General features: G+C 68.5%; 15 protein-coding genes and 1 pseudogene. 6 read left to right on the forward strand and 10 right to left on the reverse strand.

Features of this window, described 5'->3' with window-relative positions:
* The first annotated feature begins 151 nt into the window (after positions 1-151).
* The gene (locus ASF27_RS20975; RefSeq protein ID WP_056363265.1) at positions 152-1,831 is read left to right on the forward strand and encodes a methyl-accepting chemotaxis protein; all 1,680 of its coding nucleotides are present in this window, start codon (positions 152-154) and stop codon (positions 1,829-1,831) included.
* Positions 1,832-1,850: 19 nt separating this feature from the next.
* On the opposite strand, the gene ASF27_RS20980 is transcribed toward ASF27_RS20975, so the two are convergent.
* The 3 genes from ASF27_RS20980 to ASF27_RS20990 form a co-directional block, all read right to left on the reverse strand.
* Positions 1,851-4,100, reverse strand: a complete 2,250-nt coding sequence (locus ASF27_RS20980) for a molybdopterin cofactor-binding domain-containing protein (RefSeq protein ID WP_056363269.1) — start codon at positions 4,098-4,100, stop codon at positions 1,851-1,853.
* 15 nt (positions 4,101-4,115) lie between these two features.
* Positions 4,116-4,586 carry a (2Fe-2S)-binding protein gene (locus ASF27_RS20985; protein WP_056363271.1) on the reverse strand — a complete coding sequence of 157 codons (471 nt, stop codon included), beginning with the start codon at positions 4,584-4,586 and terminating at the stop codon, positions 4,116-4,118.
* Positions 4,587-4,676: 90 nt separating this feature from the next.
* Positions 4,677-5,645 carry a LysR family transcriptional regulator gene (locus ASF27_RS20990; protein ID WP_056363275.1) on the reverse strand — a complete coding sequence of 323 codons (969 nt, stop codon included), beginning with the start codon at positions 5,643-5,645 and terminating at the stop codon, positions 4,677-4,679.
* A 246-nt stretch (positions 5,646-5,891) separates the two neighbouring features.
* Here ASF27_RS20990 and ASF27_RS20995 point away from each other — a divergent pair, with 246 nt between their 5' ends.
* Positions 5,892-6,749, forward strand: a complete 858-nt coding sequence (locus tag ASF27_RS20995) for an alpha/beta hydrolase (protein ID WP_056363278.1) — start codon at positions 5,892-5,894, stop codon at positions 6,747-6,749.
* A gap of 115 nt (positions 6,750-6,864) precedes the next feature.
* Here ASF27_RS20995 and ASF27_RS21000 read toward each other — a convergent pair whose 3' ends face one another.
* Positions 6,865-7,767, reverse strand: coding sequence for a LysR family transcriptional regulator (locus ASF27_RS21000; RefSeq protein WP_056262331.1), 903 nt, complete (start codon positions 7,765-7,767; stop codon positions 6,865-6,867).
* A gap of 98 nt (positions 7,768-7,865) precedes the next feature.
* On the opposite strand from ASF27_RS21000, the gene ASF27_RS21005 reads away from it, so the two are divergent.
* Complete coding sequence (locus ASF27_RS21005; protein WP_056363290.1) at positions 7,866-8,999, forward strand: aldo/keto reductase; 1,134 nt, start codon at positions 7,866-7,868, stop codon at positions 8,997-8,999.
* A 21-nt stretch (positions 9,000-9,020) separates the two neighbouring features.
* Here the strand turns inward: ASF27_RS21005 and ASF27_RS21010 are convergent.
* Positions 9,021-9,260: pseudogene (locus ASF27_RS21010) on the reverse strand (helix-turn-helix domain-containing protein); the annotation flags it as partial.
* 792 nt (positions 9,261-10,052) lie between these two features.
* On the opposite strand from ASF27_RS21010, the gene ASF27_RS21015 reads away from it, so the two are divergent.
* Genes ASF27_RS21015 through ASF27_RS21025 form a run of 3 tightly spaced genes read left to right on the forward strand, consistent with a single transcriptional unit; the run spans position 10,053 to position 15,308 of the window.
* Positions 10,053-11,762, forward strand: coding sequence for an HlyD family efflux transporter periplasmic adaptor subunit (locus ASF27_RS21015; RefSeq protein ID WP_056363394.1), 1,710 nt, complete (start codon positions 10,053-10,055; stop codon positions 11,760-11,762).
* 13 nt (positions 11,763-11,775) lie between these two features.
* Complete coding sequence (locus ASF27_RS21020) at positions 11,776-14,916, forward strand: efflux RND transporter permease subunit (protein WP_056363298.1); 3,141 nt, start codon at positions 11,776-11,778, stop codon at positions 14,914-14,916.
* 32 nt (positions 14,917-14,948) lie between these two features.
* Positions 14,949-15,308: a hypothetical protein gene (locus ASF27_RS21025; protein ID WP_056363301.1), complete on the forward strand. Its 360-nt coding sequence runs from the start codon at positions 14,949-14,951 to the stop codon at positions 15,306-15,308.
* Between the two features lie 310 nt (positions 15,309-15,618).
* Here the strand turns inward: ASF27_RS21025 and ASF27_RS21030 are convergent, their stop codons facing one another.
* The 5 genes from ASF27_RS21030 to kdpB form a co-directional block, all read right to left on the reverse strand.
* The gene (locus tag ASF27_RS21030; RefSeq protein WP_056363397.1) at positions 15,619-15,843 is read right to left on the reverse strand and encodes a hypothetical protein; all 225 of its coding nucleotides are present in this window, start codon (positions 15,841-15,843) and stop codon (positions 15,619-15,621) included.
* 183 nt (positions 15,844-16,026) lie between these two features.
* Positions 16,027-16,716 carry a response regulator transcription factor gene (locus tag ASF27_RS21035; RefSeq protein WP_056363304.1) on the reverse strand — a complete coding sequence of 230 codons (690 nt, stop codon included), beginning with the start codon at positions 16,714-16,716 and terminating at the stop codon, positions 16,027-16,029.
* Entirely contained in the window at positions 16,713-19,442 is a 2,730-nt protein-coding gene (locus tag ASF27_RS21040; RefSeq protein ID WP_056363308.1) for a sensor histidine kinase KdpD, read from the reverse strand. Before ASF27_RS21040 ends, ASF27_RS21035 begins: the two co-directional genes overlap by 4 nt.
* 10 nt (positions 19,443-19,452) lie before the next feature.
* Positions 19,453-20,058 carry a K(+)-transporting ATPase subunit C gene (locus ASF27_RS21045; protein ID WP_056363310.1) on the reverse strand — a complete coding sequence of 202 codons (606 nt, stop codon included), beginning with the start codon at positions 20,056-20,058 and terminating at the stop codon, positions 19,453-19,455.
* A gap of 34 nt (positions 20,059-20,092) precedes the next feature.
* Positions 20,093-22,186: a potassium-transporting ATPase subunit KdpB gene (gene kdpB / locus ASF27_RS21050; protein WP_056363314.1), complete on the reverse strand. Its 2,094-nt coding sequence runs from the start codon at positions 22,184-22,186 to the stop codon at positions 20,093-20,095.
* Positions 22,187-22,250: the final 64 nt, after the last annotated feature.

Below are 22,250 nucleotides of genomic sequence, written 5' to 3' on the forward strand. Positions count from 1 at the left end.
TGGATCAAACACAACCGAAAGGTGTAAATTCAGTCTGCTCCTGCCCCAATCGGCCGCAGCGGCGGCGTACACTGACACAGCAGTCGGGATCGCTTAACGAATTTGAGCTTAAGTCTCTCTCGAATAATATTACTATGTCGGAGAGATCAAGTTGATCGCCAATCTATCGATTCGAACCCGCCTGATCAGCTCTCTCCTGCTGCTGCTTGCTCTCAATCTCGGGTTGGGTGCCTTCTGTTACGGGCGCTTGTCTGCCTTGACGGCAGCGACGGATACGCTCGGCGGCAATGCCCTCCCGTCGACACGGATCATCGGACGCCTGGCCACGAACTTCGAGACCCTCCGGAGCCGGCAACTCGCCTATCTCGTCTCCCGCGAGGAACGCCGTCCGCAATCCCTTCCCCGCCTGCGGGCCAGCATGGCCGACATCGAGGCCGATCTGAAGGATTACGTCGCCTATGTGAGCAACGGCGAGGAGGCGCTTTGGGAGGCGATCAAGAAGACCGTCCCGGCGTACTCGGCCATGGGCGAAGAGTTCCTGCAGCGCATGCAGGCCGGCGACATGAAGGCCGCCACCGATTATCTTCTCGATGGGATGCTGCCGGCGCTCAACGCCGCCCGCACGGCCCTCAAGGCCGATCTCGACTTCAACGACATCCATGGCAAGGAGAGCGTCCAGATCGCGAGTGCGCTCGGCGACAGTGCTCGGCTGGGGATCGCCGCGGTGCTCGCGGTCGTCGTCCTGACCACGCTGGCGATCGGCTGGATGTCCGTGTTCACGATTTCGGCGCCCGTCCAGCGCATGGCCGGAGTGATGAAGCGCGTGGCAGACAACGACACCGCGATCGCCGTGCCCAACGCGGGCGAGCGCAGCGAGATCGGTGCGATGGCTGCCGCCGTCCAGGTGTTCAAGGACAACCTCATCCGCACCCGTCGGCTCGAAGAGGAGACCGCACTCGCGCGGGCCTCCGCCGAGGAACAGCGCAAGCGCACGATGCGCGAACTGGCGGATGGGTTCGAGGCGGCCGTCGGCGGCGTCATCGGCATGGTCTCGTCGTCCGCGACCGAGTTGCAGGCGACGGCGGGTGCGATGAGCGGCACGGCGGCGGAGACCGCCCTGCAATCCTCCGCCGTGGCAGCCGCGGCCGAGGAGGCCGCCACGAACGTCAACACCGTCGCGGCGGCGGCCGAGGAGCTCGGCTCGTCGGTGCAGGAGATCGGCCGGCAGGTCGACGGCTCGGCGGACCTCGCGCGCCACGCCGTCGCCGAAGCCGATCAGGCCGGTGCCCTGGTGCAGGAGCTCAGCGCCGCCGTCGCCCGGATCGGCGATGTCGTCGGTCTGATCTCGAACATCGCCGGACAGACGAACCTTCTCGCCCTCAATGCCACCATCGAGGCAGCCCGTGCGGGTACGGCCGGCAAGGGCTTCGCCGTCGTCGCTGCCGAAGTGAAGGCCCTGGCCGAACAGACTGCCAAGGCGACGAACGAGATCTCGGGCCAGATCCTGCGGATCCAGGCCTCGACGGGCCAGGCGGTCGACTCGATCGGCGGCATCACCGGACGCATCCGCGAGATCAGCACCGTCGCCACCTCCATCGCCGCGGCGGTGGAGCAGCAGGGGGCGGCAACGCAGGAGATCGTCCGCAACGTCGCTCAGGCGGCAGCGGGCACGGGCGAAGTCACCGGCAACATCGCGGGCGTGGCCGGGGCCGCCGAGGAGACCGGCGCCGCAGCGAGTCAGGTGCTCGGGGCAGCCTCCGAGCTGTCGCGCCAATCCGAACACCTGAGTGCCGAGGTCGCCCACTTCCTCGCGACCGTGCGGGCGGCCTGACCGGCCCGCACGGTTTGTCTCAGGTCGCCTGCAGGCCGGCCTGCATCTTCACCGGTGAAAACGGCACCGAGCGCATCCGCACACCGGTGGCGTCGAAGACCGCATTCGAGATCGCGGACGGCACGATGGCCGCGGAGGGCTCGCCAGCGCCCCAGGGCTTCTCGGTGGGTCGGTCGATCAACTCCATCACCACCTCGGGGATTTCGGGAAAGGTGAGGATCGGATAGCTCGCCCAGTCCAGGCTCGTCACCGCGCTGCGGTCGAAGGTCACCTCTTCCTTGAGCACGCGGCTGACCGTCTGAATCACGTTGCCCTCGATCTGGCTGCGCACCCCGTCCGGGTTGATGATCTGCCCGCAATCCTGGACCACGAAGAAGCGGGAGACCCGGATCGCTCCCGTTCTGCGCTCGACCTCCACCTCGGCGATACCGGCAACATAGGTCCGGTAGAGTTCGTAGCGCACGTAGGAAATTCCGCGCCCGCGCAGGACGTCGCCGTCCCGCTCGGCCTTGGGGGACGGGCGGTTCTCCCACTTCGCCAGCGCCATCACACGCTCGATCACCTCCGTCCCGCGCGGATCCTTGAGCGCCCGCAGGCGATACGCCGCCGGATCCACGCCGGCCGCGGCGGCGAGTTCGTCGAGGAAGGCCTCGTTGGCGTAGGTGTTCTGCATCCGGCCCGGCGTTCTGATCCAAGACGGCCGGAGGGGCGTGTCGGCCAGGCGGTGGCAGACCGTCCGCACGTTGGCGATCGTGTAGGGAATCGCCGAATTCTGAATGATGTTGCCGGGCGCGAGCGCCGTCTCGTGCGGCAGGTTGGCGAGATCGGCGGCCACCAGCGGCACGTTGCCGGCACCCCCTTCGGGGACGAAGAACTGCGACGACCAGGCCACCAAGGCGCCGTCCGCATCGAGGCCGGCTTCGAGGTCGATGAGAGTCGGCGGCCCCTTGGGGTCCCAGCCGTGCTCGTCGGCGCGCGACCATTGCACCCGGACCGGCCGGCCCACGGCGCGGGCGAGCAGCGTCGCGTCCGCCGCCGCATCCTCGTGCCCGTTTCGGCCGTAGCAGCCCGAGCCTTCGAGATAGACGCAACGCACGTCCTCCGTGGACATCCGGGTCATCGCCGCGAGCTGCCGCCGGAGGGCGTGGGTCATCTGCGAGGCGGTCCAGCAGGTGAGCGCCCCATCCTTGAACTCCGCCACGGAACAGGAGGGACCGATGGAGCCGTGGGTGTGGATCGCGAAATCGTAGGTCGCCGCGAGCACCCGGGCCGCTCCCTTCAGGGACGCGGCGGCATCGCCGACGTTGCTCGTGACGTCGTCCTTGCTGACCTTCGAGCCGCGCACGTGCTGCCAGAGCCGGGCCTGGTCCGGCAGGGTCGCTGAGGCCGACCAGCGCGGCTTCAGGGCCGCGGCGGCCTTGACGGCGCCCCACTCGGTCTCCGCCACCACGGCGAGGAAGTTGCCCTCCCGGACCACCTTGATCACGCCGGGCAGCGAAAGGGCATCGGCATCGTCCACCCCCTCCAGGGTCGCCCCGATGGCGGGCGGGCGAACCACCCGTCCGTGCACCATTCCGGGAACCCGGAAATCCTGCATGTAGGTGAAGGTCCCGGTGATCTTGCCCGGCAGGTCGAGGCGCGCCACCGATGTCCCGACGAGGGTGTAGAGGGCCGGATCCTTGGGCTTGGCGTCCTTGTCGACCTTGAGGGCGAAACGCTTCTCCCTGAGGAGGTCGCCGAAGGCGATGCCCGGACCGCCCGTCTTCGGCTGGATGGTGCCGTTCTTGACCAGAAGCGATCCCGGGGTCACCCCGAGGCGCTCGGCCGCGAGTCCGATCAGGGCTTGGCGGGCGGTGGCCGCGGCCTGGCGGATCTGGGCACCGCCGTTCTGGATCGACAGGCTGCCGTAGGTCGGGCCCTGGTCCGGCGTCACGCCGGTATCGCCCTGGATCACCGTGACGGACTCGAGGGGCAGGTCGAGTTCCTCGGCCGCCATCTGCGTCAGCGCCGTGCGCACCCCGGTGCCGAGATCGACCTTGCCGGAGTACACCGTCACACGGCCGTCCGCGCCGATGGCGAGAAACCCGTCGACCTCGTCGCCGGCCACGGACTTGGCGAATCCCTTGGTTGGGAGCGCGGGCGGAATCGGCGGCGGTGTCTGCGCCGAGGCGTCTCGCGGCGGAAGCGCGAAGCTCACCACCAGGGCACCGCCACCCTGGAGCAGCGCGCGGCGGGACAGCGTCGTATCGGGCGTCGTGATGCGGGACATGGGCAGCCTCCCGGGTCAGATCGCGGACGCGGCGCGCTTCACGGCACGTACGATCCGGGCATGGGTGCCGCAGCGGCACAGGTTGGCGCTGAGTTCCTGCTTGATCTCGGCGTCGCTCGGTTTCGCGTTCCGGCTCAGGAGTGCCGCCGATTGCATCACCATGCCGTTGATGCAGTAACCGCATTGCGCCGCCTGCTCGGCGATGAAGGCCGCCTGCACCGGGTGCGGCCCCTCCGGCGAGCCGAGCCCTTCCAGGGTGACGATGGCCTGGCCGGGTTTCAGGCTGGAGAGTGGGGTGATGCAGGAGCGGACGGCCGCCCCGTCGATGTGCACCGTACAGGCGCCGCATTGTCCGAGCCCGCAGCCGAAGCGTGGCCCGTGCAGTTCCAGATCGTTGCGCAGCACGTAGAGCAGCGGCGTCTCGGGATCGTCGACTCGCACACTCACCGTGCGCCCGTTGACGTGGAGGGAGACCGGTTGCGCCATGGCGTGCCTCGAATTGTATTTTTTGGAACCGTTCTAGTGCAGGGGTATCAACCTTTCGCCGAGCCGGTCAACCGGACACGGGGTCCCGCATCAGGATCGTGCCTCGGTCGCGGATGATGGGTGGAGCGCGGCATGCACCGACTCCATGGCGATTGAAACGGCCGCGACCGCAGCCCTCAGCCTCGGCACCGCGTGATCGACGAAGGCCCGCAGCGCCGCGTTCCGGCGGGGGATGGGATGAAATACGAGGTGAACCGGATTCGGCGGTGGCTCGAAGGCTGCAAGTACCGGAACGAGGCGCCCGTGCGCCAAATGTTCGACCACCTGATAGGCCATGGCTCGGCAGACGCCGTGACCGCGGACCGCGGCATCGATGGAGGCCCTGGCGCTGTTCAGGACCAGACGTGGCTCCAGCGCCACCGTGATGGGACGGGACCGCGCGGGATTCCGCTCGGTGAAGTGCCAGAGTTCGTGCTCCGTCCCCTCCGCGCCGAGACAGCGGTGCGTCCGAAGATCCTCGGGACGGGCGGGTTGGCCTAGCGCAGCCAGGTAGGCGGGCGCTGCACAGACGAGCCGGCGCATGGCGCCGAGACCTACCGCTGTAAGGCCCGAATCGGGCAGGTCCGCGAGGCGCAGGGCCGCGTCGATCCCCTCCTCGGTCAGGTTGACCACGCGATTGACCAGGAGCACACGCGTCGCCACGCCCGGATGCATGGCGAGGAAGTCTTCGACGACGGGCATCAGCTTTTCACGGCCGAAGAGCTCCGGCGCGGTGAGGGTGATCCTGCCTTCCAACCGGTCCGCTATCCTGGCCGTCCCCTCAGCTTCCGCCAGCTCTGCCAGCACGCTCCGGTACACGACGGCCTGACGCTCGCCGACCTCCGTGAGGCGAAGTCCCCGGGTCGAGCGGTGCAGGAGGCGATCGCCGAGGCGCTCCTCCAGCATCGCGACCGCGCGCGTCACGCTGGCCGGTGAGACGCCCGAATGGCGGGCCGCGCGCGCGAACGAGCCGGCGTCGACGACGCCGAGGAACAGCGCCATGGCATCGAGGCGATCCATCGTTGCAGATCCTGAAACACAGCTTTGCAGAGATCCGATATTATTGCGGCAGGCAATGGACGCTACCTCTTCGACAGGAAAAGCGCGGATGCCAAGCGGAGCTGTCGAGGCCGCGGACGGGCACGGAACCGATGCAGCATGGTCAAGCGGTTCGGATCGGGGCTCGTCATGGGCGCCGTAGCGGGCCGCCCCTGCCCTCTCGGCCGCATTCGGGCTTTTCCTGAACTCGGCAGGCAGGAGGATCGAATGTCGGTACGCTACGGTAAGCAACAAGTCGGGGACGTCGAGGTGTTCTACCGGGAAGCCGGCCCTGGGGACGCACCCGTGCTGCTCCTGCTTCACGGTTTCCCAACCGCGAGTCACATGTTCCGCGATCTCATCCCGCTCCTGTCCGATCGCTATCGGATCGTCGCCCCAGACCTGCCCGGCTTCGGCAACACGGTCGCCCCGTCCCGCGCCACATTCGCCTACACGTTCGATCACCTGGCCGAGATCATGGAGGGGTTCGTCACTGCGTTGGGGCTGACCCGCTATGCTCTCTACATCTTCGACTATGGGGCGCCGACCGGTCTGCGTCTGGCGATAGATCACCCGGAACGGATCAGCGCCATCATTACCCAAAACGGCAACGCCTATGCGGAGGGTCTGAGCGCGGCGTGGGAACCTTGGCAGGCCTATTGGCGGGATCCGAGCCCGGCGAACCGCATCGCGTGCCGCGCCGCCCTCACGGAAGCAGCGATCCATATGCAGTACGAGCACGGTGCGCCGGCCGGTCGCATCGGTCCCGACGGTCTGACCCTCGATCTGCACAACATGCGACGCCCCGGTGCGGAAGATATCCAGCTCGATCTGATTCTGGATTACCGCACGAACGTCGCGCTCTACCCGGCGTTCCAGGCGTATTTTCGCACCCACAGGCCGCCGCTCCTGGCGGTTTGGGGCCGCAACGACCCGTTCTTCCAGGCCGCCGGCGCGGAGGCTTACCGACGCGACCTGCCCGATGCCGAGATCCACCTGCTCGACACGGGGCATTTTGCATTGGAGACGCACCACCGCGAAGTCGCATCCCTGATGCTGGATTTCCTCGCGCGCCGGGTGATTTGACGCCCGGGTTACCGTTTGCCGAAACGTACCGTGGTTCGGCGGAGACGATCGTCTGATCCCGTCTTGCCGGGGCGAACCGACGCGCAGGCGCCAGTCGCCCGCCCCGCGGTCTCGCTCAAGCGGATGTTTCGCCCGTCCAGCGGAGCGTCTCGACCAGAGCACGCAGGGCAGGCGTCACTTGCCGGTTCGGGTAGTAGAGATGGCAGCCGGGAAACGGCGGGCAGTAATCGTCCAGCACCTGCACGAGGTCGCCGGAGGCGAGATCGGCGGCCACGTCGCATTCCAGCATGTAGCCGAGGCCCGCGCCCGCCCGCACCACAGCGCCGGCCAGCGCACCGTCGTTCCCGACGAACTGTCCGCCGGCGCGCACGCGGACCTCGCGTCCGCCTTGGGTGAACTCCCACGGCAAGAGGCCGCCGCCGCCGACGAGCCGGTAGTTGACGCAACGATGCGCCTCGAGGTCGGACGGGACCGCAGGGCGGGCGTGACCCGCAAAGTAGGCAGGTGTTCCGACCACGACCGTGCGCAGGTCCGGGCCGACGCGGACCGCGACCATGTCGCGCTCCACCGAATCCCCAAAACGAATTCCGGCGTCGAAGCCCGTCGCGACGAGATCCGCGAGACGATCATCGACGACCACTTCGACGGAGACCGCCGGATAGGCGAGGAGAAAGCCGGGAAGGGACGGTTCGAGCACCGTTCGGGCGCCGAAGGCGAACGTGGTCAATCGGAGAGTGCCGGACGGCTCACCACGCCAGTCGGCCAGGGCCGCGAGGCCGCGCGCAACCTCCTCCAATGCCGGCCCGAGGGAGCGCAGCAATCGTTCGCCCGCGGGCGTCGGAGCGACGCTGCGTGTCGTCCGTGCGAGCAAGCGTAGGCCGAGACGCGTTTCCAGTCCGCGCATCGCATGACTGAGGGCGGAGGGCGACAGCCCGATCTCGGCCGCCGCCCGGGTGAAACTGCGGGTGCGCGCCACTGCCGCGAAGGCCGCGAGATCATCGAGTTCACCGCGTCGCATTGCTGCATCCCGTTCACAGACCCATGCCGTCCGATCCGGCTTATCGCCCCCCACGACGTGGCGCTAATGCTCGGTGACTTCATCGGGGGAGCATAAAAATGGATCTGACGCATTACCGGGCACTCGGTCGGTCGGGGCTGGCAGTGAGCCCGCTGGCGCTGGGCACCATGACCTTCGGAACCGCGCGATGGGGCCTCGACGAGAACAGCAGCCGCGCCGTGTTCGATGCCTATGTCGAGGCGGGCGGCAATTTCGTGGATACGGCCGACGTCTACGCGAACGGCACCAGCGAGGCGATGGTCGGTCGCTTCGTCAAGGAGCGCCGCCTGCGCGACCGAATCGTCGTTGCGACCAAGTTCGGATTCGCTGCGGGAAACGGACCGCATGCGGGGGGTTGCGGGGCCAAACACATCCACACGGCGATCGATGGGTCCCTACGACGTCTCGAGACGGATTTCATCGACCTGTACTGGGTCCACGTGTGGGATGGGATCACGCCGGCCGAGGAACTGCTGGAGACGATGAGTGGCCTCATTCGGGTGGGCAAGATCCGCCACTGGGGCGTGTCGAACACCCCCGCCTGGTACGCAGCCAAGCTCGCGACACTCGCTTCCGTGCGTGGCCTCCCCGGGCCGATCGGGCTCCAGTACTTCTATTCCCTGGTGAACCGGGACGTCGAGGACGAGCATATTCCCCTCGCGGCCGAGTTCGGCATGGGCATGGTGCCCTGGTCGCCCCTCGCCTACGGGCTCCTGACGGGCAAATACGATCGCGCAACCGTCGCTGCGGCGTCATCGCGTGGGTCTGGCCTGCCCAGGGACGCGGCGAAGGCGGGAGAAGTCCGTCCGGCCGACGACAGGCGCCTCGATGGTGCCAACCCGTTCGGCGACAGCCTGTTCACGCCTCGCAACTGGGAGATCGTCGAGGCGGTGCGCCGGGTGGCGGACGAGATCGGACAATCACCCGCGCGGGTCGCCCTGGCCTGGGTCGTGGGCCGGCCCGGCGTCGCTTCGACCCTGATGGGCGTCGGCCGGGCGGCTCAGGTCGCCGACAATATAGCGGCCCTCGAACTCGCGCTGTCCTCAGAGCATCGCGCCGGTCTCGATGCCGTGAGTGCGCCTGCCGAGCCGCGCCTGATCTATCGCTTGGCACGGCCCCCGCTCCGGCAGCAGGTGATCTTCGGCGGCAGCCGCGTCGAGGGATCGACCGAAGCGACGTTGCGACGGGACTGACGAAATCGCGCACGTTCCCGGTCACGCGCCGGTCAGGCTTGGTCCCCCCTCGGCGGCGTAGGCGTTGATGAGGGCGGCGAGCAATCCGGGAAATCGCGCCTCGACTTCGCGCCAACGCGAGTGATTCCGCATCTCGACGCCGTGACGCTCGCTGCGAATCACGCCGGCCTCGCGGAGCACCTTGAAGTGATTGGACAGCGATGAGCGCGGAATGACGCGATTTCCCACCGCGGAGACGGCGGAGCAGGCCTCCACGCACCCGGGGCCGACCGAAGATGTCCGGCCACCCGCCGCGACGCATATCCCCCGATCGAAGACGATGACGGAACTCGGATGCCGGCATCACCGCAACGGGCCCTGGTAAATGGAGGCCGCCAAGGCCGCCCCGATGCGCTAGGCCAGCCCATATGCCGGGCGTCGGCCGCGGGTCCGCGAAAATTCGGTCTCGCGGGCGCCGATCCGATCATCGGCTTTCGCATTCCAACCCGCATCACGCGAATTTCTGAAGAGGCGTCTGCCGACCGTCGCGTGATCCGTCGACACGGGAGCTGTGTCCAAGAACGCGATGTGCTAGCCTCCTCCCGCCATGCACCTTCCTTCACTCCCCTCGCGGCTGCTCACCACGATCCTTCGGGTCGCGGTTCTCGCCGTCATGGTGATGGGTATGGTCCTTGGCCATGCCGGACACACCCATCCGCTGGGCGGAGCAAGTGCGGCGGCATCCGCCGTAGGCTTAGGACGAGCTGATTCGGATCACCCGACCCGGCACCACGCCTCGTCCGAAATGCCGGCGGCCGGGCACGAAGGCAAAGCCGCGGCGCCGGAGACCTGCCCGGGCTGCTGTTCCTGCCCGGTCCTGGCTGTTCAAGCCTCCGGCACGGTGGATGGCGTCTGGGAAAAGTCAGGGCGCGTGATGCCGGCAACGGATCGGGCGCATCCGAGCGCAGTGCTGGAGGCTCTGGCGGAACCACCTCGATCCTTCGTGTGAGACGCGCCTGACGCCGCCTCCCTTTGGGGTGCGGCGACCGTCCCATCCTGCAAGGTTTCGACACGATGACAATTCGGCTTCCGGCTGCCCTCGGGGCGGCGGTTCTGACGTTCGGCCTCTGGTCGGCGACGCCCCGGGCACATGAGGGGCACGACCACGGCGATGCGGGAAAGTCCGCGCCCGCCGCCCAGGCGCCTCGCGGCACCTCATCGACGGATGGCCTCGAGCTGGTCGCGGTTGCCCGAAACGGCACCGTGACCGTGTTCGTCGACCGGGTGTCGACCAACGAGCCGGTGACGGACGCTTCGGTGACGGCGGAGACTCCGGAGGGAACCGCGACGGTGACGGCCGCTGCCGATGGGAGCTACCGCCTCGACGCGCATTGGAGCGAGAAGCCGGGCGAGTACGATGTCCCGTTCACCGTCACGACGAACGGTGCCTCGGACACCTTCCCCGTCACCCTGACCGTTCCCGTACCGCCGGTCGCCCCGGCCGGTGCAGGCACCCCGGCCTGGGCGGCGGGGCTCGCCGTGGCTCACGATTTTCGCCAGCACCTTGGGCAGGCCGACCCGCTCGCCATGATCATCGGCGGCGCCGGGTTCCTCCTCGGCGTGGTGGTGACTCTCTTGGTCCGAGGCCGGCGGCTCGCTCCGGCCCTCGGCATCCTCGTGCTGGCCGCCGGTCTGCTGTTCGGTCCGCCGGCCTTCGCGCATGAGGAGCACGACCATGGCGAGAGCGCCGCGACCGGGATGCCCATGGCGTCGGCCGGCGCCCAGGATCTGGCCCAGCGCATGCCCGACGGCTCGGTGTTCGTGCCCAAACCCACCCAGCGCATCCTGACCGTCCGGACCATCGTCACGGCCTCCGACCTCCTGGCCCGGACGACCGAGCTGCCCGGTCGGATCATCGCCGATCCGAACGGCAGCGGCGTCGTCCAGTCGTCCGTCGGAGGCCGCCTGTCGCCGCCGGCCTCGGAGGCCTTTCCGCGTCTCGGCACGCGGGTGAAGAAGGGCGAGGTGCTGGCGACCGTGACCCCGCCGGTCCAGGCGGTCGACGTCTCCGACATGCGCCAGCGTCAGGGCGAACTCGATCAGCAGATCACCATCATGGAACGGCGGGTCGATCGCTTCCGCAAGCTGGCGCCGGGCGGCTCGGTCTCACAGGTTCAGCTCGACGACGCGCAGGCCGAACTGAAGGGATTGACGGACCGCCGCGTCGCCCTCGACGGCGTCCGTCAGCAGCCCGAGGCGCTGGTGGCGCCGGTCTCCGGCGTCGTCGCGGAAGCCAATGCCGTCGCCGGGCAGATGGCGAGCCCGGGCGCGATGGTGTTCCATATCGTCGATCCCGCGCGGCTCTGGGTCGAAGCGCTGAGCTTCGACGCCCTCGCGAGCACCCAGGACGCCACGGCCCGCCTCGCGGACGGCCGGGTTCTGACGCTGAAATACATGGGCGCAGGACTTGCCGACCGCAGTCAGGCGGTGCCCATGCACTTCGCCGTTCAGGATGCGCCGGCCGAACTGCGCACGGGCCAGTTCGTGACGGTGCTGGCGGCGACGGATACGCAGCAGAAGGGCTTGGCGCTGCCCCGCGCCAGCGTCGTCCGTGGCTCGAACGGGCAGAACATCGTCTACGAGCACACGCAGCCCGAGCGATTCGAGCCGCGTGAGGTCCAGGTCGAGCCCCTCGACGCCACCCGCCTGCTGGTGGTGTCGGGGGTGAGTCCAGGCAAGCGGATCGTGACCCAGGGCGCCGAACTCCTCAATCAGGTTCGTTGAAGGAGCCGGCGCCATGTTCACCTTCCTCGTCACGCAATCCCTGCGAAACCGCCTGGTCGTTCTGGCCGTCGCCGCCGTGCTGGTCGTCTACGGCGCGTTCACCGCGATCCGGCTTCCCGTCGACGTCTTCCCGGACCTCAACCGTCCGACCGTCACCATCATGACCGAGGCGGAAGGCCTCGCCCCGCAGGAAGTCGAGCAACTCGTCACCTTCCCGCTGGAGACGCAGATGAACGGGCTTCCGGGCGTCGCCCGCGTCCGCTCCGTCTCCGGGGTCGGCCTGTCGGTCATCTACGTCGAGTTCGACTGGAACACGGACATCTATCGCAATCGCCAGCAGGTCTCGGAACGCCTCGCGATGGCGCGGACCCAGCTGCCGCCCACGGTCAATCCGATGATGGGTCCGATCTCGTCCATCATGGGGCAGATCGTGATGGTGGCGGTGACGGGCGACACCGTGTCGGCCATGCAGCTGCGCGAGATCGCCGACTTCACGATCCGGCCGCGCATCCTGTCCATTCCGGGTGTCGCTCAAGTCATCCCGATGGGCGGCGAGGTACGTCAGTTCCGGGTCGCACCCCAGCCAACGGCCCTGCGAGCGCTCGGAGTCACCCACGGCCAGCTCGAGACGGCGCTCGCTCAGTTCGGAATCAACACAGGCGGTGGCTTCACCGACCAGTACGCCCGCGAATATCTCATCCGCAACCTCAGCCGGACGATGAACCTCGACGACCTGCGCAACATGGTCGTGGCGACGGTCGAGAAGAAGCCGGTCTTCCTCCGCCAGGTCGCCGACGTGTCGTTCGCCGCCAAGGTGAAGCGCGGGGACGCCGGCTACATGGGTGCCCCCGCCGTCGTGGTCTCCGTCGAGAAGCAGCCCGGTGTCGACACCGTGCAGCTGACGGCTTCCGTGGAGAGCGCATTGAAGGATATCACCGCCTCCCTGCCCAAGGGCGTACGGGCCGACCGGCTCATCTTCCGGCAGGCGAACTTCATCGAGACCTCGATCCGCAACGTCGAAACGGTCCTGATGGAGGCCATCGTCGTGGTGGCTCTGGTGCTGTTCGCCTTCCTGCTCAACGTCCGGACCACGGCGATCTCTCTCACGGCGATCCCGGTCTCGATTCTCGCCACCGCAGTGATCTTTCACTTCGCCGGGCTGTCCATCAACACGATGACGCTGGGCGGACTCGCCATCGCCATCGGCGAACTCGTCGACGACGCCGTGGTCGATGTCGAGAACATCTTCCGGCGCCTTCGGGAGAACCGGGCCGAGGGCAACCCGCGCTCGGTGTTCGACGTGGTGGTCTCGGCCTCGCAGGAGGTGCGCTCGGGCATCGTCTACGCGACGATGGTCATCGTGCTGGTGTTCGTGCCCCTGTTCGCCCTGTCGGGCATCGAGGGGCGTCTGTTCGCGCCGCTGGGCCAAGCCTACATCATCTCGATTCTCGCGAGCCTCGTCGTCTCCATCACCCTGACGCCCGTGATGGCCTATTACCTGCTCCCGGGGCTGAAGCGCCTCGACGAACACGAGAGCGGCCTGATCCGGGGTCTCAAGCGCGGCGTCGCCGCTTTGCTCCGCCCGGCCTTGGGCAACGGCCGCCCGATCATGGTCCTCGCGGCCCTCGCCGTGGCGTTGTCCGGAATCGCCGCGACGTTCCTGCCCCGGGCCTTCCTGCCTCCGTTCAACGAAGGCTCGTTCACCGTCAACATGACCTTCAACCCGGGCATCTCGCTCACCGAGAGCAACCGGGTCGGGCTCCTGGCCGAACGCATGCTCCTGGGCATTCCGGACGTGCTCTCCGTTGGCCGGCGCACCGGCCGGGCCGAGCTCGACGAACATGCCGAGGGCGTCCATTCGTCTGATCTCGAGATCGACCTGAAGCCCGGTGCCCGTTCGAAGTCGGAGCTCGTCGCCGATATCCGCAACCGGCTCGCGGTCCTGCCGGTCAACGTCAATGTCGGTCAACCGATCTCGCATCGCCTCGACCACATGCTCTCCGGGGTACGGGCGGAGATCGCCCTCAAGGTGTTCGGAGAGGACCTCGACACCCTTCGCACGGTTGCCGAAGACCTGCGCCGGCGCATGTCCGGTATCCCCGGCATTGCCGACCTGCAGGTCGAGAAGCAGGTGCTGATCCCGCAGCTGGAAATCCGCGTCGACTACGCCCGGGCCGCCCTCTACGGGGTGCAGCCCGCGGCCCTGGTGGAGCAGCTGAGCCGCCTGTCGAACGGCCAGGTCGTCTCGCGGGTCGTCGACGGCTATCGCCGCTTCGACGTGGTGATGCGCCTGTCCGACACGCAGCGCACCACCCAGCGCCTCGGCGATCTCCTCATCGAGACCCCATCCGGCTGGGTCCCGGCGCGGCAGATCGCCGATATCCGCGAGACGGACGGACCGAACCAGATCCTGCGCGAGAATGCCCGCCGCCGCATCGTCGTGCAGGCCAACACGGCGGCCGGCGCCAACATGGGCAAGGTCGTTGCCGGCATCCGGGAGCAGATCGGTGCCGCCAACTTGCCCGACGGCTACGTCACCCATCTCGAAGGCTCGTTCCAGGCCCAGGCGGAGGCGAGCCGCACCATCGGCCTGCTCTCGCTGCTCTCGCTGGCGCTGGTCTTCACGCTCCTCTTCAGCCGCTATCGCTCCGTCGTCCTTACGCTGATCATCCTGGGCAGCATTCCGCTCGCCCTGATCGGTTCGGTGGCCGCCCTCTGGATCGCCGGGCAGCCCCTGTCGGTCGCCTCGATGATCGGGTTCATCACCCTCACGGGTATCGCGACGCGCAACGGCATCCTGAAGATCAGCCACTGGCTCAACCTGGCGATCCAGGAGGGACTGCCCTTCGGGCCGGACCTCGTCATCCGCGGCAGCCTCGAGCGGCTCACGCCGGTGCTCATGACCGCGCTCTCCGCAGGGGTCGCGCTGGCGCCGCTCCTCATCGGTGCGGATGCGCCGGGCAAGGAAATCCTGCATCCGGTCGCCGTCACGATCTTCGGCGGCCTGATCAGCGCTACCCTGCTCGACACGATCTTGACCCCGATCCTGTTCCTGACCTTCGGCCGTAAGCCGCTGGAACGCCTGCGTGCCGAAGCCCATGCCGCACGGAGTTCCACGGTCGCCCCCCGGGGTACGCCGGCCGAGGCCTTCTGAATCCGCCACCTCCACGAGACAGCGAGAATTTCATGCGCCCCCTCATCGCCACGACCTTTGCCGCGCTCCTGGCCGTCTCTCTTCCCGCACGGGCCGCCGGTCCGAACGGGGGACCCACCACCGTCGTGGACGGCCACCCCATCGAGTTCGTCAGTTCCGACACGGATCTGACCTTCTTCATCTCGGACGAAGACGGCAGGCCCGTGGACACGGCGGGCCTGACGGCCAAGGCTTTCGTGCTGCGGAGCGGCAAGACCGAGACCGTGACGCTGAAGGGAGCCGCGCCGAACAAACTCATAGGCCCCCTGACGGTCCCCCTGGCGGCCGGCGCGAAGGTCACCCTGTCGGCAAAGCTGCATGGCCACAACCTGCAGGCGCGCTTCGAGAAATAGCGGCGCGATCGCATCGACGGCGTTCGATCCTGCGGATGAGGAGGCTTCAGGGGGGCCGAAGCTCGTCGCTCCGCCACCGACGACGCGTCTCACCGACACAAGCACCCCATCGACGAAGCGACGCATGGCGGGCGGGCGTTGGGCCCTCTTTCGGAACGATGTGCTGTTGGGGGCCGCCCTGTATCGATTTAACCGTCACGACCGCGCCATCGGGTATGGCGAGTTCGCGCGACACGATGGTTTGAGGCGCCCCATTGTTGCGACTGCCATGACCACCGGAAGGCCAGACGAGATCCGGCCACTCGCCGCGCTACTCCTTGCCGAGCACCGTATCGCCCCTGGCATAGACCCGCCTATGGTCGGCGGCCGAGAGGTTGCCGCGCTCGTCCTGCTGGGCCTCACGAGCCTTGGCGTTCCGCGCGTGGGCCTTGTCCTCGATCGGATACCTGTCCTCAATCGGATACTTGCGCTCGCCCGGCAGAGCGAATTTCCTTTCGGGCAACGTCTCCCGATCCTCGCTTTCGAGCTTGGACATCGCAGTCGTCCTCATGCCTCCTTCAGCCGACGCCGAAGAAGCACCGATGTGCCGGGCGGCCGTGTCGAGGCGAGGATCGCTGCGTCTGCGATAGCGCGAACCGGCACCGGCCCTTCACCGCCGACACCCACCCGCCACGGACCGAGGCGATGCGGACAGGGAGGGGGACGCGCATCGGAATCGTCAGGCGGAATCATCGGGGGCCCGCAGGCGGTAGCCGACGCCGGTCTCGGTCAGAAGGATGCGTGGCCGCTCGGGATCGGCCTCCAGCTTCTGGCGAAGCTGGCGGATGTAGACGCGCAGGTATTGCGGGTCGGATGAGGTCGAGACCGCGTTCATGAGCTGGGCGTGGGTCAGTGCCTTGCCGGCATGCTGAACCAGGACCCGCAGGAAATCGTACTCGCGCGGCGTCAGCTTCACCTCCGCGCCCCCCACGCGGACGATGCGGCGCACGAGGTCGACGCTGAGACCATCGACTTCGAACACGGCCCGCTCGCCCTGGACGGCGAGCTGGTGGCGCAGGGCCGCACGGATGCGTGCGAGCAACTCGCCCATGCCGAAGGGCTTCGTCACGTAATCGTCGGCGCCGAGATCGAGGGCTTCGACCTTGCCACCCTCGTCGTCGCGGCTCGAAAGAACCACGACGGGCAGATCGCGGTGATCCTTGCGAATGGTCCGGAGCAGATCGTGCCCCCGCATGTCGGGCAGGCCGAGGTCGAGGATGATCAGGTCCACCTTCTCGCGGGCCAGGATGTCGAGGGCGGTACGGGCGTTCGGCGCTTCGCAGATGGCGTACCCTTGCGTCGCCAAGCCCATGCGCAGGAGCTTCCGGATCGGCGGTTCGTCGTCGATGACCAGGATGTTCACGCTCATGCCGGGTGGTCGTCCTTCGCGCGGTCCGACGGTAGAACGGGCAGTAGGATGGTGAAGGCGGCGCCGAGCCGGTCGCGCCGGTTGGCGGCCGTCAGCGTCCCGCCCATCGCTTCGACGAAGCCGCGTGCGATGGCGAGTCCGAGCCCCGTTCCGGCCCGGACACTGTCGGATTTCCGAACCCTGTAGAATTTGTCGAAGACCCGTTCGACCTCGGCCTCGGGCATGCCGTCGCCTTCGTCGAGGATTTGGAGGCGCACCCGTTCCCCTTCGACCGAACCCGCGACCGTGATCGCGGACCCTTCCGGTGCGTATTTGGCGGCATTGTCGAGGAGGTTGACCATCACCTGCTCGAACAGGACGGGATCGAGCCGGAGGGCAGGCAGGGCGGCTGGCACATCGAGCATCACGCGGTGTCCGGCAAGGGTCAGCCCGAGCCTGCGCAGGGCGGTGTCGACGAGTTCGCCGAGGTCCTGCTGCGTCAGGCTCGCGGCCACCGCCCCGGCTTCCAGGCGGGTCATGTCGAGCAGGTTGACGATGAAGCGGTTCAGTCGCTCCGCTTCGGCGATGATGGTTTCGAGAAGGTCCGCCTTGGCGTCGCGCGGGAGCGCATCGTCGAGGTCGCGCAGGGTCGTGGCCGCTCCGAGCACCGAGGCGAGCGGCGTGCGGAGGTCGTGCGAGATGGAGGTCAGCAGGGCTTGGCGCAGCCGGTCGGTCTCCGCGGCGCGCTCGGCCCGGTCGAGGCTCTCCACAAGCCGGACGCGCTCGATGGCGAGGGCCGCCATGTCGGCGAGGGCATCGAACAGTCGCCGTCCCTCGGGCGAAAGGATCGGCCCGCCGCCGTCGGCGTCGAGCCCGATCACCCCGATGCCGCCGCGGCCGGTGCGCATGGGCAGGAACAGCCGTCGCGCGCCCGGCAAAGTATCAGCGCCCCGGCCCGCCGGGCGTTCGTTGTCGAAGGCCCAGGTCGCGGCGCCGAGATCGGCCGCATCGAGGGTGTCCTCGGGCGGAAAGCCGGCCCGGACCGTGACCGCCCCGTCCTGAGGCAGCAGGATGACGACCCGGACCTTCAGCATCGCCGCCACCTGGGCCGACGTCGCCCACAGCACGTCGTCGAGGGTGCCGCAGCCCGCGAGCGTGCGGCTGAAGCCGTAGAGGCGCTCCGTGGCGCGGGCCCGCCCCTGCGAGACCAGGGCGTCCCGCCGCGAACGGGAGGCGAGGTTCGAGACCACCACGGCGACTGCAGTGAACAGCAGGAACGCGGCGATGTTGGTCGGGTCCGCGATGGTGAGGGTGTAGACCGGCGGCAGGAAGAAGAAGTTGTACGACAGCGAGGCGGCGACGACGGCGGCGAGGGAGGGCCCGAGGCCGAAGCGTACGGCGACGGCGACGATGGCGGTGAGCAGGATCAGGTCGGCGTTCTCAACGCCGAGATACGGCTCAACCAAGAGGGCGAGGGCGAGGGACGCGGCGGTCGCGAGAAGGCCGACTCCGTAGGGCACGAACTCGAACGTGCGCTTCGTCGGTTCAGTGGCGACGGTCGTGACCGGAACCGGAGCGGCAGCTTCGCCCGCGATGACGTGGATGCTGATGGTCCCGGAGCGTCGGACGAGGTCGTGCACCACCGAGCCGTTGAGGAGTTCGAACAGTGGCGAGCGGTCGGACTTGCCGAGGATGATGTGATTGACGTTGGCGGAGCGCGCATGGGCGAGGATGCTGTCGGCGATCCGGCGTCCGCCCGGTAGGGTCACGGTCTCGCCCCCGAGGCGGTCGGCCAGCCGCAGGGTGTCGGCGATGCGGTCGCGCGCCGCTTCGTCGAGGGCGAGGCTCCGCGGACCTTCCACCGTGAGGGCGGTCCAGGGGGCGTGCAGCCGGTCGGCCAGGCGCTTGGCGTGGCGCACGAGGCCGGCGGAGCGCGGATCCTCGCTGACGCAGACGAGCACCCGTTCGCCGGCCCCCCACGGACCCGCGATGGCGTTGGCCCGCATGTGGTTGAGAAGCTCGTCGTCGACCCGGTCGGCGGTGCGGCGCAGCGCCAGCTCGCGCAGGGCCGTGAGGTTGCCGCGGGAGAAGTAGTGGCGCAGGGCGCGCTCGGCGTTGGCCTTCACGTAGACCTTGCCGTCCTTCAGACGCTGAATGAGGTCGTCCGGATTGAGATCGATGACCTCGATGTCGTTGGCGCGGTCGAGAATGCCGTCGGGCACCGTCTCTCGGACGCGGATGCGGGTGATCTGAGCGACGACGTCGTTCAGGCTTTCGACGTGCTGGATGTTGAGGGTGGTGTAGACGTCGATCCCGGCATCGAGGAGTTCCTCCACGTCCTGGTAGCGCTTCGGGTGACGCGAATCCGGCGCGTTGGTGTGGGCGAGCTCGTCCACGAGGGCGAGGCCCGGCCGGCGCGCGAGGAGTGCGTCGAGATCCAGCTCGTCCAGGACCGTGCGGTGATACGGGACCGCCCGGCGCGCCACCACCTCGAAGCCCGCCACGAGGGCTTCGGTCTCGGCCCGTCCATGTGCCTCGACGAGGCCGACGACGACGTCGGTACCGGCCCTGAGCCGGGCGCGACCGACGGTGAGCATCTCGTAGGTCTTGCCGACGCCGGGCGCCGCTCCGAGGAAGATCTTGAGGCGGCCGCGGCGGCCCTCCTCCCGGCGCGCGGCTTCCAGCAGTGCGTCGGGCAAGGGCCGGTCGGGGTCGCGCGGGGGGACCTTCTTCGGGGGGCGGCTCATCCGGCTCTGGTCACTCCGGCCGCAGGTCGTCGAGGGCGAGGTTGAGGGCGAGCACGTTCACCCGCGGCTCGCCCAAGATTCCGAGCAGGCGCCCCTGGACGCGGGCCTGCACGAGATACCGAACCCGGTCCTCGGGCAGGCGGCGCGCCCGCGCGACGCGCGGCACCTGGAACAGGGCAGCGTCCGGGGAAAGGTCCGGATCGAGGCCGGAACCGCTCGCAGTGACGAGGTCGACGGGCACGCTCCTTCCCGGGTTCTCGGCCCGGCGCGCCGCAAGGTCGGCGCGCACGCGCTCGGCCAGCGCGGCGCTGGTCGGGCCGAGGTTCGAGCCCGAGGAGTTCGCCGCATTGTAGGGCGACGGGACGGTCTTGCCCGCATCGGCCGGGTCGGCGGCGCTGGTCGCAGACGGACGGCCCTGGAAGTAGCGCTCGGTGGTGAAGGCTTGCCCGATCAGGTGGGAGCCGACGATCCGTCCGTCGCGCTCGATCAGGCTCCCGGCGGCCTGCGCCGGGAAGAGGGCGCCCGCGAGGCCGGTCATCGCCAGGGGATAGGCGAGCCCGGTGATCACCCCGAGGGCGATGAGGAGCACGAGGGCGGGGCGAAGTTGATTCAACATGACGGAGCTCTCGACGGTAGCAGGGAGGCGCGGCTCAGACGAGGTGCAGGGCGGTGATCGTCAGATCGATGGCCTTGATGCCCACGAACGGCACAAGGATGCCGCCGACCCCATAGACGGCGAGGTTCCGGCCGAGCAGAGCGCCCGCCCCGACCGCCCGGTAGGACACGCCGCGCAGGGCCAGGGGGATCAGCGCGACGATGATCAGGGCGTTGAAGACGATGGCCGATAGGATCGCGCTTTCGGGAGAGGCGAGCCCCATGACGTTGAGGCCTTGGAGCTGAGGATAGAGCCCGAGGAACATCGCCGGGATGATGGCGAAGTATTTGGCGACATCGTTGGCGATGGAGAATGTGGTCAGGGCGCCCCGCGTCATGAGAAGCTGTTTGCCGATGCCGACGATCTCGATGAGCTTGGTCGGATCGCTGTCGAGGTCGACCATGTTGCCGGCCTCGCGGGCCGCCACGGTGCCGGTGTTCATGGCGACGCCCACATCGGCCTGGGCCAGGGCCGGGGCGTCGTTGGTGCCGTCGCCGCACATGGCGACGAGCTTGCCCTGAGCTTGCTCCCGGCGGATCAGCGCGAGCTTGTCCTCCGGGGTCGCCTGGGCGAGGAAGTCGTCGACACCGGCCTCGGCGGCGATGGCGGCCGCGGTCATGGGATTGTCGCCGGTGATCATCACCGTGCGGATGCCCATCCGGCGCAGCTCGGCGAAACGCTCGCGGATGCCACCCTTCACGATGTCCTTGAGATAGATCACGCCGAGCAGTCGGCCGTCGCGGGAGACGGCGAGGGGCGTGCCGCCGGCCTTGGCGACGTCCTCGGCGATGGCTTGGATCTCTCGGATCGTCTCCGGGGCCGCGCCCGGGCCGTAGTCCAGGGCGACGCTCGAGCCGTGGGTCGCCATGGGCTGCCGGTTCACCGACTCGATGATCGATTCCACGGCACCCTTGCGGATGGAGGATCCGTCGAGGTCGACGCCGCTCATTCGGGCCTGCGCCGTGAACGGCACGAAGGTCGCGCTCAGGCTCGCCATGTCGCGGGCCCGGATGCCGTAGCGGTCCTTGGCCAGGATGACGATGGACCGGCCCTCGGGGGTCTCGTCGGCCAAGGATGCCAACTGGGCGGCGTCGGCCAGATCCCGCTCCGACACGCCGCGCACGGGGCGGAACTCCGTCGCCTGCCGGTTGCCGAGCGTGATGGTGCCGGTCTTGTCGAGAAGGAGCGTATCGATGTCGCCGGCGGCTTCCACGGCGCGGCCCGACATGGCGAGGACATTGAAGCGCACCAGCCTGTCCATGCCGGCGATGCCGATGGCGGAGAGGAGCGCCCCGATGGTGGTCGGGATCAGGGTCACGAACAGGGCAACGAGGACGATGACGGGAATCGTGCCGCCCGCATAGGCGGCAAAGCTCGGAATCGAGGCGACGGCGAAGACGAAGACGAGGGTGAGCCCCGCGAGCAGGATGTTGAGGGCGATCTCGTTCGGGGTCTTCTGCCGCGCCGCGCCCTCCACGAGGGCGATCATCCGATCGACGAAGGTCGAGCCGGCGGCGGCCGTGATTCGCACCCGGATCTCGTCGGACAGCACCTGGGTGCCGCCGGTGACGGCCGAGCGGTCGCCGCCGGATTCGCGGATGACGGGGGCGGATTCGCCGGTGATGGCGGCCTCGTTCACGGAGGCCACGCCGAGGATGACCTCTCCGTCGGAAGGGATGATGTCGCCCGCCTCGACCAGCACCACGTCGCCGACAGTAAGGCTGTTCCCCGGCACCATCTCGTGATCCCGTCCGGGTCCGGTGAGGCGCTTCGCCATGGTCTCGGTGCGGGAGCGCCGGAGACTGTCGGCCTGGGCCTTGCCGCGTCCCTCGGCGATGGCCTCGGCGAAGTTGGCGAACAGAAGGGTGAACCAGAGCCACAGGACGATCTGGGCCGAGAAGGCGAGGTTGGCGCCGCCCGTGACGACGTCCCGGACGAACAGGATCGTGGTCAGGACGGCGACCACCTCGACCACGAACATGACCGGGTTCCGGACCATCGTCCGGGGGTCGAGCTTGGTCAGGGCGCCGACGAGGGCCGGCCCGACGAGGGCGGCCTGAAACAGGCTTGAGGCGTTTGGGCGAGTCATGGCGTCTATCCGGAGCGGGGGATTCTGAGGAGGCCGAAGCGCCGGAGCGCCGCGCGGATCGGGA

Source organism: Methylobacterium sp. Leaf102, assembly GCF_001422425.1.
In the GTDB taxonomy this organism is placed as follows: Bacteria; Pseudomonadota; Alphaproteobacteria; order Rhizobiales; family Beijerinckiaceae; genus Methylobacterium.

Excerpts from the sequence above, each read along its gene's own strand:
- ASF27_RS20980 (WP_056363269.1), bottom strand. The coding sequence starts at position 4,100 with ATGTCCCGCATCACGACGCCCGATACGACGCTGTCCCGCCGCGCGCTG.
- ASF27_RS20985 (WP_056363271.1), bottom strand. The coding sequence starts at position 4,586 with ATGGCGCAACCGGTCTCCCTCCACGTCAACGGGCGCACGGTGAGTGTG.
- ASF27_RS20990 (WP_056363275.1), bottom strand. The coding sequence starts at position 5,645 with ATGGATCGCCTCGATGCCATGGCGCTGTTCCTCGGCGTCGTCGACGCC.
- ASF27_RS20995 (WP_056363278.1), top strand. The coding sequence starts at position 5,892 with ATGTCGGTACGCTACGGTAAGCAACAAGTCGGGGACGTCGAGGTGTTC.
- ASF27_RS21000 (WP_056262331.1), bottom strand. The coding sequence starts at position 7,767 with ATGCGACGCGGTGAACTCGATGATCTCGCGGCCTTCGCGGCAGTGGCG.
- ASF27_RS21005 (WP_056363290.1), top strand. The coding sequence starts at position 7,866 with ATGGATCTGACGCATTACCGGGCACTCGGTCGGTCGGGGCTGGCAGTG.
- ASF27_RS21015 (WP_056363394.1), top strand. The coding sequence starts at position 10,053 with ATGACAATTCGGCTTCCGGCTGCCCTCGGGGCGGCGGTTCTGACGTTC.
- ASF27_RS21020 (WP_056363298.1), top strand. The coding sequence starts at position 11,776 with ATGTTCACCTTCCTCGTCACGCAATCCCTGCGAAACCGCCTGGTCGTT.
- ASF27_RS21025 (WP_056363301.1), top strand. The coding sequence starts at position 14,949 with ATGCGCCCCCTCATCGCCACGACCTTTGCCGCGCTCCTGGCCGTCTCT.
- ASF27_RS21030 (WP_056363397.1), bottom strand. The coding sequence starts at position 15,843 with ATGTCCAAGCTCGAAAGCGAGGATCGGGAGACGTTGCCCGAAAGGAAA.
- ASF27_RS21035 (WP_056363304.1), bottom strand. The coding sequence starts at position 16,716 with ATGAGCGTGAACATCCTGGTCATCGACGACGAACCGCCGATCCGGAAG.
- ASF27_RS21040 (WP_056363308.1), bottom strand. The coding sequence starts at position 19,442 with ATGAGCCGCCCCCCGAAGAAGGTCCCCCCGCGCGACCCCGACCGGCCC.
- ASF27_RS21045 (WP_056363310.1), bottom strand. The coding sequence starts at position 20,058 with ATGTTGAATCAACTTCGCCCCGCCCTCGTGCTCCTCATCGCCCTCGGG.
- kdpB (WP_056363314.1), bottom strand. The coding sequence starts at position 22,186 with ATGACTCGCCCAAACGCCTCAAGCCTGTTTCAGGCCGCCCTCGTCGGG.